General features: G+C 64.7%; 18 protein-coding genes. 13 read left to right on the plus strand and 5 right to left on the minus strand.

Annotated features, from left to right (window positions below; all coding sequences use genetic code 11):
- The first annotated feature begins 163 nt into the window (after positions 1 to 163).
- The 4 genes from GWE18_RS38395 (at position 164) to GWE18_RS38410 (ending at position 3,410) form a co-directional block, all read left to right on the plus strand.
- Positions 164 to 1,117, plus strand: a complete 954-nt coding sequence (locus GWE18_RS38395; RefSeq protein WP_275190775.1) for a hypothetical protein — start codon at positions 164 to 166, stop codon at positions 1,115 to 1,117.
- A 99-nt stretch (positions 1,118 to 1,216) separates the two neighbouring features.
- A complete protein-coding gene (pncA, locus tag GWE18_RS38400; RefSeq protein ID WP_275190776.1) occupies positions 1,217 to 1,930 on the plus strand; it encodes a bifunctional nicotinamidase/pyrazinamidase in 714 nt (237 codons plus the stop codon).
- A gap of 25 nt (positions 1,931 to 1,955) precedes the next feature.
- The gene (locus GWE18_RS38405) at positions 1,956 to 2,807 is read left to right on the plus strand and encodes a helix-turn-helix domain-containing protein (RefSeq protein ID WP_275190777.1); all 852 of its coding nucleotides are present in this window, start codon (positions 1,956 to 1,958) and stop codon (positions 2,805 to 2,807) included.
- A 168-nt stretch (positions 2,808 to 2,975) separates the two neighbouring features.
- Positions 2,976 to 3,410: a VOC family protein gene (locus GWE18_RS38410; protein WP_275190778.1), complete on the plus strand. Its 435-nt coding sequence runs from the start codon at positions 2,976 to 2,978 to the stop codon at positions 3,408 to 3,410.
- Positions 3,411 to 3,485: 75 nt separating this feature from the next.
- On the opposite strand, the gene grpE is transcribed toward GWE18_RS38410, so the two are convergent.
- Positions 3,486 to 4,100, minus strand: coding sequence for a nucleotide exchange factor GrpE (grpE, locus tag GWE18_RS38415; protein ID WP_275190779.1), 615 nt, complete (start codon positions 4,098 to 4,100; stop codon positions 3,486 to 3,488).
- 202 nt (positions 4,101 to 4,302) lie between these two features.
- Complete coding sequence (hrcA, locus tag GWE18_RS38420) at positions 4,303 to 5,391, minus strand: heat-inducible transcriptional repressor HrcA (RefSeq protein ID WP_275190780.1); 1,089 nt, start codon at positions 5,389 to 5,391, stop codon at positions 4,303 to 4,305.
- A 195-nt stretch (positions 5,392 to 5,586) separates the two neighbouring features.
- Here hrcA and rph point away from each other — a divergent pair, with 195 nt between their 5' ends.
- From rph to hemW, 3 genes are read left to right on the plus strand one after another with little or no spacing between them, the layout of a single operon-like run.
- A complete protein-coding gene (gene rph, locus GWE18_RS38425; protein ID WP_275190781.1) occupies positions 5,587 to 6,300 on the plus strand; it encodes a ribonuclease PH in 714 nt (237 codons plus the stop codon).
- 11 nt (positions 6,301 to 6,311) lie between these two features.
- A complete protein-coding gene (rdgB, locus tag GWE18_RS38430) occupies positions 6,312 to 6,941 on the plus strand; it encodes an RdgB/HAM1 family non-canonical purine NTP pyrophosphatase (RefSeq protein ID WP_275190782.1) in 630 nt (209 codons plus the stop codon).
- Positions 6,934 to 8,106 (plus strand): radical SAM family heme chaperone HemW, encoded by a 1,173-nt coding sequence (gene hemW, locus GWE18_RS38435; protein ID WP_275190783.1) that lies wholly within the window; start codon positions 6,934 to 6,936, stop codon positions 8,104 to 8,106. The genes rdgB and hemW overlap by 8 nt, the downstream gene beginning before the upstream one ends.
- 185 nt (positions 8,107 to 8,291) lie before the next feature.
- Here hemW and GWE18_RS38440 read toward each other — a convergent pair whose 3' ends face one another.
- Positions 8,292 to 9,503 (minus strand): penicillin-binding protein activator, encoded by a 1,212-nt coding sequence (locus GWE18_RS38440; protein WP_275190784.1) that lies wholly within the window; start codon positions 9,501 to 9,503, stop codon positions 8,292 to 8,294.
- Positions 9,504 to 9,706: 203 nt separating this feature from the next.
- Between GWE18_RS38440 and rsmI the strand changes: the two genes are divergently transcribed.
- From rsmI to GWE18_RS38470, 6 genes are all read left to right on the plus strand, one after another.
- The gene (gene rsmI / locus GWE18_RS38445; protein WP_275190785.1) at positions 9,707 to 10,660 is read left to right on the plus strand and encodes a 16S rRNA (cytidine(1402)-2'-O)-methyltransferase; all 954 of its coding nucleotides are present in this window, start codon (positions 9,707 to 9,709) and stop codon (positions 10,658 to 10,660) included.
- Positions 10,647 to 11,060: a YraN family protein gene (locus GWE18_RS38450; protein WP_275190786.1), complete on the plus strand. Its 414-nt coding sequence runs from the start codon at positions 10,647 to 10,649 to the stop codon at positions 11,058 to 11,060. Before rsmI ends, GWE18_RS38450 begins: the two co-directional genes overlap by 14 nt.
- A gap of 31 nt (positions 11,061 to 11,091) precedes the next feature.
- Positions 11,092 to 12,039 (plus strand): glutathione synthase, encoded by a 948-nt coding sequence (gene gshB, locus GWE18_RS38455; protein ID WP_275190787.1) that lies wholly within the window; start codon positions 11,092 to 11,094, stop codon positions 12,037 to 12,039.
- A gap of 146 nt (positions 12,040 to 12,185) precedes the next feature.
- Entirely contained in the window at positions 12,186 to 13,157 is a 972-nt protein-coding gene (locus GWE18_RS38460; RefSeq protein ID WP_275190788.1) for an MBL fold metallo-hydrolase, read from the plus strand.
- Positions 13,158 to 13,417: 260 nt separating this feature from the next.
- Positions 13,418 to 13,600: a hypothetical protein gene (locus GWE18_RS38465; protein WP_275190789.1), complete on the plus strand. Its 183-nt coding sequence runs from the start codon at positions 13,418 to 13,420 to the stop codon at positions 13,598 to 13,600.
- A gap of 157 nt (positions 13,601 to 13,757) precedes the next feature.
- Positions 13,758 to 15,296, plus strand: a complete 1,539-nt coding sequence (locus GWE18_RS38470) for a YifB family Mg chelatase-like AAA ATPase (RefSeq protein ID WP_275190790.1) — start codon at positions 13,758 to 13,760, stop codon at positions 15,294 to 15,296.
- Between the two features lie 30 nt (positions 15,297 to 15,326).
- On the opposite strand, the gene GWE18_RS38475 is transcribed toward GWE18_RS38470, so the two are convergent.
- Both GWE18_RS38475 and GWE18_RS38480 read right to left on the minus strand, forming a co-directional pair.
- The gene (locus tag GWE18_RS38475) at positions 15,327 to 15,806 is read right to left on the minus strand and encodes a DUF2269 domain-containing protein (protein ID WP_275190791.1); all 480 of its coding nucleotides are present in this window, start codon (positions 15,804 to 15,806) and stop codon (positions 15,327 to 15,329) included.
- Positions 15,806 to 16,059: DoxX-like family protein (locus GWE18_RS38480; RefSeq protein WP_275190792.1), on the minus strand; the 254-nt coding region annotated here is incomplete at its 5' end. The genes GWE18_RS38475 and GWE18_RS38480, both read right to left, overlap by 1 nt.

Consider the following 16,059-nt stretch of genomic DNA (forward strand, 5'->3'; position numbering starts at 1 on the left):
TGGAACGGACGCCTACCCTGCCCTGTTGCAGGGACATCAAAACCGCTAAAAGCGGGCCGAATGGAACGACCCTGTCGTGCCCCGAGGCCCAAGATTCCACTACAAGATTCCATTGGCACCGTCCGACCATAAACGGCCTCCATGCAAACCCGGTAGATCCTCCATGACGCCCATTCGATACTTCGCTGCGGTTGCCCTGATCGTTGCCGCCATATCTTCTGCCTTTGCCGCTTCCGCGTTCGCCGCCGACCCGGTCTTCCCGCCCGGCGCCAGGGTCGGCATGACGCCGCTGGTCGGCCTCAACAAGGCCAGAACGTTCATAGGCTTCGAGACCGAGGACAAGGGCGTCAAGGTGCTGGTCACCGACCTGCCCGCCGAGGCCTATGGCGAGGTCGCCAACGCCTTCAAGGCCAACCCGGGTGGCACCGGCGGCATCAAGCCGGAGAGCATTGAGACCGCGGCGGGGCTGGCCTACTACACCGTCGAGAACGGCAAGGACGGCGCCACCAATGTGCGCCGCTATTCGATGATCCTGCCCGGCCCCACCTTCTCCGGCTATGTTGCCGTGCAGGTGCCGGAGAACGCCTCGAAGATCTACACCGACGACGCCGTGCGCCAGATGTTCGCTTCCGCTGTGATCCGCACCGAGGTTCCGGTCGAGGAGCAGCTCGGGCTGATGCCGTTCAAGATCGGCGAGCTCTCGAGCTTCAAGAACATCCGCACGCTGGCGCCGGGCGCGGCCCTCATTCTCTCCGACAGCGACGAAAAGAGGGGATTTGAGATCGCGCCCTTCATGATCATCGGCCTGATCGGCTCGACCGCGGCCTCGCCCGACGATCGCGGCCGCTTTGCCCAGCAGATTGCGACCACGATTCCCGGCGTGCGCGACGGGCGAATCACGATGTCCGAGCCGGTCCGCATCGACGGCCAGCCCGGCTACGAGACGCGCATCGACGCCACCAGCGGCAAGGACAATACGCCCGTCACCATCGTGCAATGGCTGCGGTTCGGCTCCCAGACCTCGATGCGCATCATCGGCTCTTCACCGCGCGAGGAATGGACCAAGGCCTTTCCGCGCTTTCGCGCCGTCCGCGACGGAATTCATCCGCGAACCTGACTACCGAACCGGTACGGCGCGCCGTAATTTCGGGCTTTCGTTTGTACACCAATGGAACTAGCCTTTCCCCTGCCGGGTACTCATCAGGGGAGACGTGCTATGCTTTCTCGCAGGCTGGTTCTGACAGGTCTCGGCGCGACATCGGTCGCTGCCCTCGCACCAGGAGGACTCATGGCCGCACCGATCAAGCCCGATGATGCGTCCGCGCTCATCGTCATCGACGTACAAAACTGTTTCCTTCCCGGCGGCAGCCTCGCGGTCAAGGACGGCGATCAGGTCGTTCCGATCATCAACCGCATCGCCAAGGGCTTTGCCAATGTCGTGCTGACGCAGGACTGGCACACGCCGGGCCATGTCTCGTTCGCGACATCGCATTCCGGCAAGAAGCCGTTCGAAACCGTCAGCCTGCCCTACGGCAAGCAGGTGCTGTGGCCCGAGCACTGCGTGCAGGGCACCGAGGGCGCGGCACTGTCGAAAGATCTCTCGCTCCCGCAGGCCGGGCTCATCATCCGCAAGGGCTTTCACAAGGAGGTCGACAGCTATTCGGCCTTCACCGAGGCCGATGGCAAGACGACCACAGGGCTCGCCGCCTACCTGAAGGCGCGCAAGGTGAAGCGCCTGTTCCTGACCGGGCTCGCTACCGACTTCTGCGTGGCATGGAGCGCGCTCGACGCGCGCAAGGCGGGCTTTGAAACCTATGTGATCGAAGACGCCTGCCGCGGCATCGACACCGAGGGCTCGCTTGCAAAAGCCTGGGCAGACATGACCAAAGCCGGCGTCAAGCGCATCCAGTCGAGCGACATCGCGGCATAACGCGCGTTGTCCTCGGAGGCCAGGAATGTCCGGTCCGGCGGCACCGTTCGCGTTTGAGATGATCCGTCGCGCGCCGTCGCAGCGCACGGCAGGCCTGATCTCGGGCATAACCGGGTATCGCGAAACGGCGCGCGGCCGGTTTTTCCAGCGCGAAACCGCAGGTCTGGTAGTGCCGCTGATCATCAGCTTCGGCACGCCGTTCCTGATCGCGCTCGGGCGCGCACCCGACATGGCGGACCGGCAGCCGAGTTTCGCCGCCGGGCTTTATGCCGGGCCTGTTCATATCGAATCCGACGGCGGCGCCGAATGCGTGCAGGTGGATTTCACGCCGCTCGGCGCCTACCGCTTCTTCGGCGGCGCCGTCGTCGATCTCGCCGCGCGCATGGTCGACATCGGCGACGTGCTTGGTCGCGAGAGCCGGCAACTGCGCGAGCGGCTTGGCGCGACACCTCGCTGGCAGGACCGCTTTGATCTGATCGAGGATTTTGTAGCAGGCCGCGACAGCCATTTGCCCTCGCCCGAGATCGAATTCGCCTATCGCCGGCTGGCACGCAGCGCGGGCGGCGCGCGGATCGCCGCGCTCGCAAGTGAGATTGGCTGGAGCCGCAAGCACTTCGTGGATCGTTTCCGATCCGAACTCGGTCTCGCGCCGAAGCCGATCGCTCGCATGTTGCGCTTTCGTGAAGCCTGCCGGCTCGCGCGGACGGAAACCGCACGCGGCTGGGCTGCTATTGCGGCCGAAAGCGGTTATGCTGACCAAGCGCATCTCGTCCGCGAATTTTCTGCCTTGGCCGGCGAAACGCCGACGGCGTGGGCCCGGCGCCTTGCGCTGAACGATAGCCGCCTGACGCGACCGCTCGACGCGCTGGACGTCTAGAGCATGATCCGGAAAAATGGGTAGCGGTTTTCCCTCGCGACAAACGCGGAACGCGTTTGCGCGGAGATCATGCTCAGATAAATAGCTTCTTCCGGTAACAAATCTTCAAGCCCGAGCTGACGCGTCTGTCGCATACTGGTGCAACAGCGATCAGCAGGGAGTTTTTCCGTGACCGAGCAAAGCAAGATCGAAGCGCCGCGCCTCTATCCGACGATGCGCTGTCGCGATGCCGAGGCCATGATCCGCTGGCTGAAGGACGTGGTTGGTTTCACCGAGTATGTCACCTACCGCAAGGAAGGCGCGGTGCAGCATGCCGAACTCGCCTACGGCTCCTCGCTGCTGATGCTCGGCCAGTGCGGCGACGACGAATACGGCAAGCTTGTCGGCGATATCGGCGGCCGCCGGACGGATTCGCTCTACGTCGCGGTCGACGACCCGGACGCCCTGCACGCCAGGGTCAAGGCGTCGGGCGCCAAAATCGAGATGGAGTTGCACAACACCAGTTATGGCAGTCGTGACTTCGCCTGCCGGGATCCGGAAGGCAATCTCTGGAGTTTTGGCACCTACTGGCCAAAGACGACCGAGAAACCACTGGAAGGGTAGGCAACTCCGTCAGACCGTCATCTTGAGGAGCGCGCTTGCGCGCGTCTCAGGATGAGGGGTTACCGTAAGCGCGGCCTACGCTGCGCTGTTCGGTTCGTTGTTGGCCGGCGCGGCCTTCGCGCCGCCCTTGGAGACGCCGACCAGCGCCGGGCGCAGCACGCGCTCGCCGATCATAAAGCCGGCCTGCACGACCTGGACCACCGTCCCCGAGGGAACGGACGGATCGGGCACTTCGTACATCGCCTGCTGGAAGTTCGGGTCGAACTTCTCGCCCGACGGATCGAACTTCCTGACGCCGTTCTTCTCCAGCGTGTTGAGCAGCGAACGCTCGGTCAGCTCGACGCCTTCGATGAAGGCCTTGATGCCGGGGTCGGCGGTCTCCCTGGCCTCGGCGGGAATCGCGTCCAGCGCGCGCTGCAGATTGTCGGCGATCTCCAGAATATCGCGCGCGAACCCGGTGATGCCGTACATCTTGGAGTCGGCAACCTCGCGCCTTGTGCGCTGGCGCAGGTTTTCCATTTCCGCCAGCGTGCGCAGCATCTTGTCACGCGCTTCGGCCAGTTCCCTGGTCAGTGCCTCATTCGATCCTTCCTCGGGGTCGTCGGGCATGATGTAGGGTTTTGAGACCACGGGCTCGCCGGTCTGGGCCGGATTTTCCACGTCGTCACTCGGCCGCTTGGGATCGGTCATAAGACTGCCTTCTCAAAAAACGCATCTGGTTGGATGGGGATTTGTTGCCGGGGATATCGTGCTTTAGTGGCCGAAAATCAAGCGTTCCATAGCGTTTTCGGGCGGAGCATGCCCTGGGACTGATCCCTAGGGTGGGGACCGGTTCGCGCGAAGAAAGCGCGTCAGAACAAGAAAATCCGGATTGGGGTCAATTTGGGGCCGCTTAGCCGCCCAGCATCCGGCTGACGATCCGGGCAGCGTAATCCACCGTCGGAATCACCCGGGCGTAGTTCAGCCGCGTCGGCCCGATCACGCCGAGAACGCCGACGATGCGGCCCGATGCGTCGCTGTAGGGGGCGATGATGGTGGAAGAACCGGACAGCGAAAACAGCTTGTTCTCCGATCCGATGAAAATCCGCACGCCTTCGGCGCGCTCGGCCCGGCCCAACAGATCGATCACGCCGCGTTTGGTTTCGAGATCGTCGAACAGCGACTTGACGCGTTCGAGATCTTCCAGCGCGTGCAGGTCTTCGAGCAGGTTGGCGTGGCCGCGCACGATCAATTGCCGGTCCTCGTTTTCGCCGCCGGACCAGCTTGCGATGCCGGCCGCGATCACTTTCTGCGTCAGTTGATCGAGTTCGACGCGGCTTTGCGCCAGCGCAGTCTCGAGCTCGAGCCGCGCTTCGGCGAGCGTGCGGCCGCGAATCCGCGCATTGAGGAAATTGGTCGCTTCGGTCAGCGCGGAAGAGGGAACGCCGGGCGGCAGCGTCAGCACACGGTTTTCGACCTGTCCGTCTTCGCCGACCAGCACCACCAGCGCGCGCTCAGGTTCGAGGCGCACGAATTCGATGTGCTTCAGCCGCGAATTGGATTTGGCGGTCAGCACCACGGCAGCCGCCCGGGTCAAGCCGGACAGCCGCGTCAGGGCTTCGCCGAGCGCGGCCTCGACCGATTGCGCGCGACCGACGGACGCGAGCTGGTTCTGGATCGATTCCCGCTCGGGTTCGGTGAGATCGCCGACCTGCATCAGAGCATCGACGAAAAAGCGCAGGCCGAGTTCGGTGGGAAGGCGGCCTGCCGAGGTATGCGGCGCGTAGATCAAGCCGAGCGCTTCGAGGTCCGACATCACGTTGCGAACCGACGCCGGCGACAGCGGCACCGCGATCAGGCGCGAGACGTTGCGCGAGCCGACCGGTTCGCCGGTCGCGAGATAGCTCTCGACGATTTGACGAAAAATGTCGCGCGAGCGCTCGTTAAGCTGGGCAAGCCCGGCAGGCGGCGTGATCAGGCCAATCGGATCGTGGTGGGCCACTGTTAACTCCCTGATACCCCCTAATTTGTCGTTCCGGCGGGGCGATGACAAGCGTCCCTTTCTTCATGGTGTTTTCGAGCGAGGAAACCGCGTCAAAACATCACGAAATCGCGGCCAAAAACCCTTGCCGCTACGCACGCCCCCACTTACAAGCACCGCAAACGCGTTTTCGCTCGATTTTCGAAAGGATTCCCCATGCGGCCAAGCCGCCGTGCGCCCGATGAGCTGCGCCCCGTGTCGCTGGAACGCGGCGTCGTCAAATACGCCGAAGGTTCCTGCATGGTGAAGTTCGGCGACACCCACGTGCTGGTCACGGCCACGCTGGAAGAACGGCTGCCGCCCTGGTTGAAGGGCCAGGGCCGCGGCTGGGTCACCGCCGAATACGGCATGCTGCCGCGCGCCACCCTGGAGCGCACCCGCCGCGAGGCCGCGGCCGGCAAGCAGGGCGGGCGCACCGTCGAAATCCAGCGGCTGATCGGCCGCTCGCTGCGCGCAGCCATCGACCTCGAAGCGCTCGGCGAACGCCAGATCACGGTCGACTGCGACGTGATCCAGGCCGATGGCGGCACCCGCACGGCCTCGATCACTGGCGCCTGGGTAGCGCTGGCCGACTGCATCTCGTGGATGAAGAACCGCAACATGCTCAAGGCCAACGTCTTGCGCGACAACGTCGCTGCGATCTCCTGCGGCATCTATCAGGGCACGCCGGTGCTCGACCTCGACTATGCCGAGGATTCCGAGGCCGAGACTGACGCCAATTTCGTCATGACCGGCGATGGCCGCATCATCGAGGTGCAGGGCACCGCCGAGAAGACGCCGTTCTCGCAAGCCGAGTTCCTGGCGCTGATGGAACTGGCGCGCAAGGGTGTCGCGCGCCTGGTGGACTTGCAGAAGATGGCCGTCGCGTAGTCTGATCGATCATGCACCGTCGAATCACCGGCCGGCTCGTGATCGCGACCCATAATCCCGGCAAGCTTGCCGAGATGCGGGAGTTGCTGGCGCCGCATGGCGTCGAGGCTGTTTCCGCGGGCGACCTGGGCCTCGGCGAACCCGAGGAAACCGGCGAAACGTTTCGTGCCAATGCGGCGATCAAGGCGATCGCGGCGGCAAAAGCGGCGCAACTTCCAGCCTTTGCCGACGATTCCGGCCTCGTGGTCGATGCGCTGGACGGCGCGCCCGGAATCTACTCGGCGCGCTGGGCCGGCGAGGGCAAGGATTTTACCGCGGCGATGACCCGGATCGAGCGCCTGCTGCAGGAACGCGGCGCAACCACGCCTGACAAGCGCAGTGCGCATTTCGTTTCCGCGCTGTGCGTCGCCTGGCCGGACGGCCATATCGAGGAGGTCGAGGCGCGCGCCGATGGAACTTTGGTCTGGCCGCCGCGCGGCACCGCCGGTTTCGGTTATGATCCTGCTTTCCAGCCCGATGGGCACACGCGGACCTTTGGCGAGATGACCTCGATCGAGAAGCACGGCCTGCCCCCGCTCGGTCTCGGCCTGTCGCACCGCGCCCGCGCCTTCGTCAAACTGGCGGAGATCTGCCTTGGCTAGCGCCGAACGCCACTACCCGAAGCGGGCCGCCTTCGGCGTTTACGTGCACTGGCCGTTCTGCCTGTCGAAATGCCCGTATTGCGATTTCAACAGCCACGTCCGCCACGCGCCGATCGACGAGGAACGCTTTGCGCGCGCCTTTGCGCGTGAGATCGAAACCACCGCGGCGCGCGCCCCGGGACGGACCGTCACCTCGATCTTTCTCGGCGGCGGCACGCCGTCGCTGATGCAGCCGCACACCGTCGGCGCGATTCTGGACGCGATCGGAAAACACTGGCGCGTCGCCGACAATGTCGAGGTCACGCTGGAGGCCAATCCGACCAGCGTGGAAGCAACGCGGTTTCGCGGCTATCGCTTAGCCGGTGTCAACCGTGTCTCGCTCGGCGTGCAGGCACTCGACGACGCCTCGCTGAAAGCGCTCGGACGATTGCACAGCGCGCGCGAAGCGCTGGACGCGGTCGCGATCGCGCGCACCGCGTTCGACCGCTACTCGTTCGACCTGATCTACGCCCGCCCCGACCAGACGCCGCAGATGTGGACGGACGAACTGAAGCTCGCGATCTCGGAAGCCGCTGAGCATCTCTCGCTCTACCAGCTCACCATCGAGGAAGGCACGCCGTTCTTCGGCCTGCATGCCGCGGGCAAATTGAAGACGCCGGACGAGGCGCTGGCGCGTACGCTTTATGACGTGACGCAGGAGGTCTGCGCGCATCATGGCTTGCCGGCCTATGAAATTTCGAACCACGCGCGGAGAGGCGCGGAGTGCCAGCACAATCTCGTCTACTGGCGCGGCGACGAATATGCCGGCATCGGCCCGGGCGCGCATGGGCGGCTGGATATTGACGGTGCGAGACACGCTATCGCGACCGAGAAGCGCCCCGAGGCCTGGCTGATGCGGGTCGAGGCCAACGGCCACGGCGTCGTGACCGACGATTCGCTCAACAGCGAAGAACGCGCCGATGAATTCCTGCTGATGGGATTGCGCCTCTCCGAAGGCATCGACCCCAAACGCTATGCCGCGCTGTCAGGCCGCGCGCTCGATCCGGGCCGGATCGCCGTCTTGCGTGAGGAAGGCGCAATCACCGTCGGCGCCGACGGCAGGCTGCGCGTGACGAAGGACGGTTTTCCGGTGTTGGACGCCGTGGTCGCGGATTTGGCGGCGTAAGCTTCGTAGCCCGGATTGCGCTGCGCTCCATCCGGCCTACGAACTCAAAATCGCGAAAACAACCCCATGCAAAGTAGACCTGTAGCCCGGATGGAGCGAAGCGCAATCCGGGGATCTCGCAGCCGATAAACCAAACCAGCCCCGGATTTCGCTGCGCTACATCCAGGCTACGGCCACGACAACGCCTACGCCCCAAAACTCTTCGGCGAACCGGCAACCGGCGTGCTGCCGCCGCTGGCGACCTTCATCACCGCGAGGCCCCGCTCATTGGTGCCGTCGGAGCGGAAACGGAACAGTCCGTCGATGCCCGCGAAGCCCGACGGGTTGGTCAGCGTCTCCGCCGCAAAACGTTGGCCGCCCTGCTGCTTCGACAACGCGGCGACGAGGGCAACCGCGTCATAGGCGAGCGTTGCGGTGCGCACCGGGTCTGCGCCGTATTTGGCGCGGTAGCGGCCGGAGAAGGCGCGAAAGCCCGACGGATCCGGCGCGGCATAGAGCCCGCCCTGCAGCGTGGCGCTCGCATAGACGCGCGGATTGTCCCAAAGCCCGGTACCGAGCAACTGGATGTTGCGCAAATTCGCGCCTGCTGCGCTCAAGGCATCCGCCGCCGCCACGACGGATTCGCCGTCGTCGGCGATGAACAGCGCGTCTGCCGAGCCCAGCGATTGCGCCACCGTCCGCGCCGCCGCGGAACGATCGCTGGCGTATTTCTCGAAGGCGACGATGCGCCCCTTGCGGCCGACCGCCTGCTTGAACGCCGCCTCCACCACATTGCCATAGGCATTGTCCGGCAATAGCGCCGCGAAAGACTTCTTCCCGATGCCGGCGGAATAATCGACGATCCGGTTAACGTCGGATTCGGGCAGGAAACTCAGGAGATAAACGCCGCGTCCGGCCACGCTTGAGTCGGTCGAGAACGCGATCACCGAAATGCCGCGCGCGCGCGTGAGCTGCGCGACCGCCGGCACCGAGCCCGCGAACAGCGGGCCGAGGATAATCTCCGCGCCTTCGCCGAGCGCCTGCTGGGTGACCTGCTGCGCGCCTTGCGGGTTGCCGCCGTCATCCTTGATCAGAAGCTGGATGTTCGGATTCTGGAATTCCGCCAGCGCCATTTCGGCGGCGTTCTTCATCGATTGCGCAGCGACGCCGGCATTGCCGGCGGCCGAGAGCGGCAGGATCAGGCCGACCTTGACCTGCCCGGTGCCGACGGCGAGCGGCTGTTGCTGCGGGCCTGCGGGTCCCTCGGGCTCGGACGGGCCGAACGGACTGGAAACCTGGCCGCCGGCGCAGGCGCCGAGCAGCGGCGCGCCGAGAATCAGACCGAGTGCCGTCCGCCGGGTCGGGCCTGACGGCCACGGACCTGAGGGTCCAGGTTTGCGATTGAGCGGGCCTACCATCTTGTCTCTTCTCTTGACCGACCGCCGTCGGTCAGGACCTCCACCCCAGAACGCGAAGGTAGATTCAGCACATTGTCGGCAAATAGTTAACCAAAACAAAAGCATTACGGCCGCGCGGCGCTTGGCCCGTTGCGGCGAATATCACTTGCCTGCAGTCCATCGCGATATGGCGCCGGGCCAGCGGGCGCTCTAGAATTGCCATTATGCGCGCAAAACCCAGTTCCAACTACGTGTCTGGTGCCGAACCGGGTTCGGCCAACAGAACATTTTTGATTGGCGGCCACATTCTGAACGCCCCGAAACCGGCCCCCGGCCTCTATCTGGTGGCGACCCCGATCGGCAATCTCGGCGACATCACCCTGCGCGCGCTGGAAACGCTGGCGGGCGTCGACGTCATTGCCTGCGAGGACACCCGCATCACCCGCCGCCTGACCGAGCGCTATGCGATTTCGGCAGAGCTCAAGCCGTATCACGAGCACAACGCGGCGATGGCGCGGCCGAAAATCCTGGAACTGCTGGCGCAGGGCGCCTCGATCGCGCTGGTGTCGGACGCCGGCACGCCCCTGATCTCCGATCCCGGCTTCAAGCTGGTGCGCGAGGTCTGTGCCGCCGGCCACGCCGTCATCGCGGTGCCCGGCGCCTCCTCGGTGCTGACGGCGCTATCGGTCGCGGCACTGCCCACCGACCGCTTCTTCTTCGAGGGATTCTTGCCGACGAAAGAAGTCTCGCGACGGACTCGGCTGGCCGAGCTTGCCCGGTTCGACGCCACGCTCGTGATGTTCGAATCCGGCAACCGCGTGCAGGAGACGCTGGCCGACCTTGCCAAGATCATGGCCGGGCGCGACGCCGCCATCTGCCGCGAACTCACAAAACTGCACGAGGACATCAAGCGCGCTCCGATTGCCGAGCTGGCAAAATCCGCCGGCACGCTGGAAACCCGCGGCGAGTTCGTGCTCGTCGTCGGCCCGCCGCGAGCGGACGCCAATGTCATGACGCAGGATGATCTCGACGATCTGCTGCGAAGCTCGCTGGCGCGCGACAGTGTCAAGGACAGCGTCGCGCATGCGGTCGAGCTCTCGGGGCGGCCGCGCCGCGAGGTCTACGCCCGGGCGCTGGAGCTTGCCCGAGAAGCCAGGGGTGACGATGGCGAAAACTGATGGCACGCCGCCACCGGACGCCGTGGCAAAGCTGGCCGCGCCCGAGCGGGTCGCCGCGTTTCGCACCGGGCTTTCGGCCGAAAGCCGCGCCGCGGCCTATCTGATGGCCAAAGGCTACCGCATCCTGGCCAAACGCTTCCGCACCCCCTATGGCGAGATCGATCTGGTCGCGAGAAAGCGCAGCCTGATTGCCTTCATCGAGGTCAAGGCCCGCGCCAGCCTGGATGACGCCGCCTACGCCGTGACGCCGCGCCAGCAGGCCCGCATCATCGACGCCGCCCAGGCCTGGCTGATGTCGCATCCCGAGCATGCCGAATTCGAGCTGCGATTTGACGCCATCCTGATTGCGCCGCGGCGCCTGCCACGCCATCTGTTAGCGGCATTCGACGCCAGCGCTTAAAAAGAAACCCTCCAGAGACCCGGACCTTCCCATGAAACTGAATGTCGCCGTCCAGATGGACCCCATCGCGCGTATCAACATCCGCGGCGATTCGACCTTTGCGCTACTCCTGGAAGCGCAGAAGCGCGGCCACAGCATTTCCTATTACACCCCCGACAAGCTGTCGCTGCGCGGCGAGGAGCTGGTGGCGCCGGTGCAAAAGCTCACCGTCCGCGACGAGGTCGGCGACCATTTTACCCTCGGCGAACCCAAGCGCGAGCCGATGACCAATTTCGACGTCATCCTGTTGCGGCAGGAGCCGCCGTTCGATATCGCCTACATCACCTCGACGCATTTGCTGGAGCGAATCCATCCCAAGACGCTGGTCGTCAACGATCCGGTCAGCGTGCGCAACGCGCCGGAAAAGATGTTCGTGCTGAACTTTCCGCAGTTGATGCCGCCGACGCTGATCTCGCGCGATCTCGACGAAATCAATTCGTTTCGCGACGAGCACGGCGCCGTCGTCATGAAGCCGCTGCACGGCCATGGCGGCGCCGCGGTGTTTCGCGTCATGCCGCAGGACATGAATTTCGGCTCGCTGTTCGACATGTTCTTGGTCACCTTCCGCGAGCCCTGGGTGATCCAGCGCTTCCTCCCCGAGGTAAAGCACGGCGACAAGCGCATCATCCTGGTCGACGGCGAATTCGCCGGCGCCGTCAACCGCGTGCCGGCCCCCGATGACCTGCGCTCCAACATGGTCCGCGGCGGCGCAGCCCAAGCCACCGAACTTTCCCCGCGTGAACGCGAGATCTGCGACACGCTGGGTCCCGCGCTGCGCGAGCGCGGGCTGTTGTTCGTCGGCATCGACGTGATCGACGGCAATCTCACCGAGATCAACGTCACCTGCCCCACCGGCATCCGCGCGATTGCCAAGCTCGGCGGGCCAGATGTAGCGGCAAGGACTTGGGACACCATTGAGGCCAAGCGCGGCGGCAAATAGCGTCGCGCTGCACCACCCGCGTTTTCACATCACAGTTGTGCCGTCTCATCCCACTTGCCAATTTCGGGAAGCGGGAGCAGCCTGTAGCTGCGGATCAATCCGTCCGGGCAATATGCTGCAATCATAAAAACAGTGGAGGAAGACGTATGACGATGAACGTTTCACGACGGTCTTTGCTTGCGCTTGGCGCCGGTTTTGGCGCCTCGACCTTTCTCGGCGGCACCGCGCTGGCCAAGGCGCCGAAGCTCGGCACGCAGACGCCCTACTGGCACCGCTTCATCCTCGGCGACGCCGAAGTGACCGTGGTCTCCGACGGCCCGCTGCCGCTCGGCGATCCCTCCGGCACCTTCACCGGCGTGCCGAAGGAAGAAGTGAAGAAGATGCTCTCCGACAACTTCCTCAACCCGGACAATGTCGTGCTGGAGCAGAATTCGCCGATCGTAAACACCGGCGACAAGCTGATCCTGTTCGACACCGGCATGGGCACCTTAAAGGCGTTCGGCCCGACCACCGGCCAGCAGCAGAAGAACATGGCGGCTGCCGGCATCAAGGCCTCCGATATCGACGCCGTGGTGTGCTCGCATGCGCATATCGATCACATCGGCGGCCTCGTCGGCGCCGACGACAAGCCGCTGTTCCCGAACGCGCAGGTCTACATCGCCCAGAGCGATTTCGATTTCTGGACCGATGAAGGCAAGCTCGGCAGCCCGATGAAGGACTTTATCCTCCACGCCCGCAAGAACCTGTTGCCGGTGCGCGACCGCATCGTGTTCATCAAGGACAACCAGGAATTTTTGCCCGGCGTCACCGCGCTCTCAGCCCCCGGCCACACCGTCGGCCACACCATTTTCATGGTGAGCTCGAAGGGCAAATCCTTCTGCTTCCTCGGCGACCTCTCCCACCACGCGGTGCTGCTGCTGGAGAAGCCGCGGATGGAATTCGCCTACGACAGCGACCCGAAGCAGGCGGCCAGCTCGCGCGTGAAGATGCTGGACATGCTCGCCGCGCAAAAGATCCCGGTGATGTCCTATCACTTCGCCTGGCCGGGCTACGGCCACGTCGCCAAGAATGGCGATGGCTTCCGCTATTATCCCGAGCCGATGAACATGCAGCTCTGAGGGAATCGACGTCCGGGGCCGGTCGACACGGCCGGCCCCGGATCGGAAATGCGCTGCCGGAGGCGCTCGCGCAGGCGGCTTAGACGCCTCTTCGGAGGCCTCCATCGAAAGGGCATGCCCCAGGAACAATCGCGGACTACCGAAATTGGTTTTCCCTAAGCAGGAAAACACCGTGAAAGGCCCGCGATCATTCTGTGCGCACTGCCCAGATAATGCGGCCCGAAACTCGACAGCTTGGCAACCGGTATGGAGGCCAGCAAATGACCAAAGACTTCATAGCTATTGGCGCTGGAATGCTGGTCGTGGGGTTGGGAATATGGAGCTTGTGGGGTAGTCCGCAGAGCGCGAGACATGCTGAGACGCAGGAGCTACGCATTCTCGCCGACGATGCGGCGCTGAAGCTTGTCTCTGAAGAGAACCCGTACATGCGAACGGAGCGCTAAGCACCACAGGAGCGAGCAGGCGGAGGGCTCGGCGGATCCGATGGCCGGTCTGCTGATGCAAGATGTGTGTCTGAGCCTTTTGCTCCTACGTTCCCTTAATGTTCTTGACTTGCCCTCCGGTTCCCCGCTACCTTCGATTGCGTCACGAGGGGCAGGCATGGTTGCGCGGGTTTCTACGGTAGCCTTTGAGGGGATCGAGGCCCGCGCGGTCGACGTGCAGGTGCAGGTCGCGCCGGGGTTGCCGGCGTTTGCGATCGTCGGTCTGCCGGACAAGGCGGTGTCTGAGGCGCGCGAGCGGGTGCGCTCGGCGCTGATCGCCTCGGGGCTCGCCCTGCCCGCGCGCCGGATCACCGTCAACCTCGCGCCGGCCGACCTTCCCAAGGAAGGCAGTCATTATGACTTGCCGATTGCGCTTGGGCTGATGGCGGCAATTGGCGCGATCCCGCCGGACGCGCTCAACGGTTTTACGGTGCTCGGCGAGCTCGGGCTCGACGGATCGATCGCCCCCGTCGCGGGTGTGTTGCCGGCCGCGATCGGCGCGAATGCGCGCGAGGAAGGCCTGATTTGTCCGGCGGCGTGCGGGACGGAAGCCGCCTGGGCGAGCCCGGACATCCAGATCATCGCGGCGAAGTCGCTGATCCAGATCGCCAACCATTTCAAGGGCACGCAGGTGCTGTCGCGCCCACAGCCGAAGGTGCACGAGCAGGAAGCGACGCTGCTCGACCTGCGCGACATCAAGGGCCAGGAGAGTGCAAAGCGCGCGCTCGAACTCGCCGCGGCCGGCGGGCATCATTTGCTGATGATCGGCTCGCCGGGCGCGGGCAAATCGATGCTGGCGGCGCGGCTGCCTTCGATCCTGCCGCCGCTGTCGCCATCGGAATTATTGGAAGTGTCGATGATCGCCTCCGTCGCCGGCGAAATCCGCGACGGCGCATTGACGGCACGGCGGCCGTTCCGCGCGCCCCATCATTCCGCCAGCATGGCTGCGCTGACCGGCGGTGGCATGCGCGCAAAGCCCGGCGAGATTTCGCTCGCGCATCAGGGCGTCCTGTTCCTCGACGAGCTGCCGGAGTTCGATCCGCGCGTTTTGGATTCGCTGCGCCAGCCGTTGGAGAACGGCGAGGTCTCGGTGTCCCGCGCCAACCACCGCGTCACCTATCCCGCGCGCTTCATGCTGGTCGCGGCAATGAACCCATGCCGCTGCGGCCATGCCTATGAGCCCGGCTATGCCTGTAAGCGCGCACCCGTCGACCGCTGCACATCGGATTACCAGATGCGCATCTCCGGTCCGCTGATGGACCGTATCGATCTGCGCATCGAGGTCCCGGCGGTGACTGCCGCCGACCTGATCCTGCCGCCGCCCTCCGAAGGCTCCGCGGAAGTCGCCGCCCGTGTCGCGGCCGCCCGCAACATCCAGCTCGCGCGCTATGCGGCGGCCGGCATGCCGCATGTCCGCACCAACGCCGAAGCGCCGGCCTCGCTGCTGGAAACAATCGCGCAGCCGGACGCGCAAGGACAAAAGCTCCTGCGCGACGCTGCCGAGACCATGAAGCTGACCGCGCGCGGCTATCACCGCGTGCTCCGCGTCGCGCGCACGCTCGCCGACCTCGACGGCGCGGAAAAGATCGGCCGGCTGCATCTGGCCGAAGCGCTGTCCTATCGCGCGCTGGCCGAGGATTTGCGGCGGGCGGCATGAAGCGTCGTCCGCATCACACAGAACCGAAAATCAATCCCAATAGGGAATGGCGGGCCGGGCAATCATCAGCCAGAAGATCATGAGCACCGCGGCGAATGCAGGAAAGCCGAAGGCGAACCACCAGCGGAACAGCCGGTGATACTCGGCAGGCAGCTTAGCGTTCGTCTCGACCGCGTGGACGGCAAGGTCGCGCATGCGCATCTGCATCCACACCACGGGCAACCAGAAGGCGCCAGTCACCAGATAGAGCGCGATGGACGCTGCAATCCATCCATCGCCGAGCGAATAGCCGCTCGACCACGCGAGCCAGACGCCGGTGATCGGCTGAAATATCGCGGCACTCGCCGTGAACAGGAAATCGGCCAGCACCACGGTCCGCGCAACGCCGGCAATCTCGCGCGGATCGCCGCGCAGATGCGCCACCAGCATGAAGAAGGCGATGCCGGCACCGGTCCCGAGCAGGACAGCGGCGCCGATGATATGCGTCATCTTGAGAAGGAGATAGAGCATCAGCGATCCTCCCGGATCGCCATGGCCACCAGGTTGAGGATCAGCACCGGCCAGATTTTCAGCATGGGGCCGAGCGGATCGGCCCATAATCGCGGCACCAGTGCCGTCCCGATCACGACATAAACAAGCGAGATGATGAGCGCTGCCCAGAGACCATAGCGGCTCGCAGGTCGCCAAAGAATAGTCAGGCCGATCACGATGTCGGCGAGGGCTCCCGCGATGACGGTGAGAGCGGCGAAGTTTTCTCCCAGCC

Origin of the sequence: Bradyrhizobium sp. CSA112, from assembly GCF_029051645.1 — a bacterium.
Lineage (GTDB): Bacteria > Pseudomonadota > Alphaproteobacteria > Rhizobiales > Xanthobacteraceae > Bradyrhizobium.

Coding starts and splice junctions, on each gene's coding strand:
- GWE18_RS38395 (WP_275190775.1), top strand. CDS start 164: ATGACGCCCATTCGATACTTCGCTGCGGTTGCCCTGATCGTTGCCGCC.
- pncA (WP_275190776.1), top strand. CDS start 1,217: ATGCTTTCTCGCAGGCTGGTTCTGACAGGTCTCGGCGCGACATCGGTC.
- GWE18_RS38405 (WP_275190777.1), top strand. CDS start 1,956: ATGTCCGGTCCGGCGGCACCGTTCGCGTTTGAGATGATCCGTCGCGCG.
- grpE (WP_275190779.1), bottom strand. CDS start 4,100: ATGACCGATCCCAAGCGGCCGAGTGACGACGTGGAAAATCCGGCCCAG.
- rph (WP_275190781.1), top strand. CDS start 5,587: ATGCGGCCAAGCCGCCGTGCGCCCGATGAGCTGCGCCCCGTGTCGCTG.
- rdgB (WP_275190782.1), top strand. CDS start 6,312: ATGCACCGTCGAATCACCGGCCGGCTCGTGATCGCGACCCATAATCCC.
- GWE18_RS38440 (WP_275190784.1), bottom strand. CDS start 9,503: ATGGTAGGCCCGCTCAATCGCAAACCTGGACCCTCAGGTCCGTGGCCG.
- rsmI (WP_275190785.1), top strand. CDS start 9,707: ATGCGCGCAAAACCCAGTTCCAACTACGTGTCTGGTGCCGAACCGGGT.
- GWE18_RS38450 (WP_275190786.1), top strand. CDS start 10,647: ATGGCGAAAACTGATGGCACGCCGCCACCGGACGCCGTGGCAAAGCTG.
- gshB (WP_275190787.1), top strand. CDS start 11,092: ATGAAACTGAATGTCGCCGTCCAGATGGACCCCATCGCGCGTATCAAC.
- GWE18_RS38460 (WP_275190788.1), top strand. CDS start 12,186: ATGACGATGAACGTTTCACGACGGTCTTTGCTTGCGCTTGGCGCCGGT.
- GWE18_RS38465 (WP_275190789.1), top strand. CDS start 13,418: ATGACCAAAGACTTCATAGCTATTGGCGCTGGAATGCTGGTCGTGGGG.
- GWE18_RS38470 (WP_275190790.1), top strand. CDS start 13,758: ATGGTTGCGCGGGTTTCTACGGTAGCCTTTGAGGGGATCGAGGCCCGC.
- GWE18_RS38475 (WP_275190791.1), bottom strand. CDS start 15,806: ATGCTCTATCTCCTTCTCAAGATGACGCATATCATCGGCGCCGCTGTC.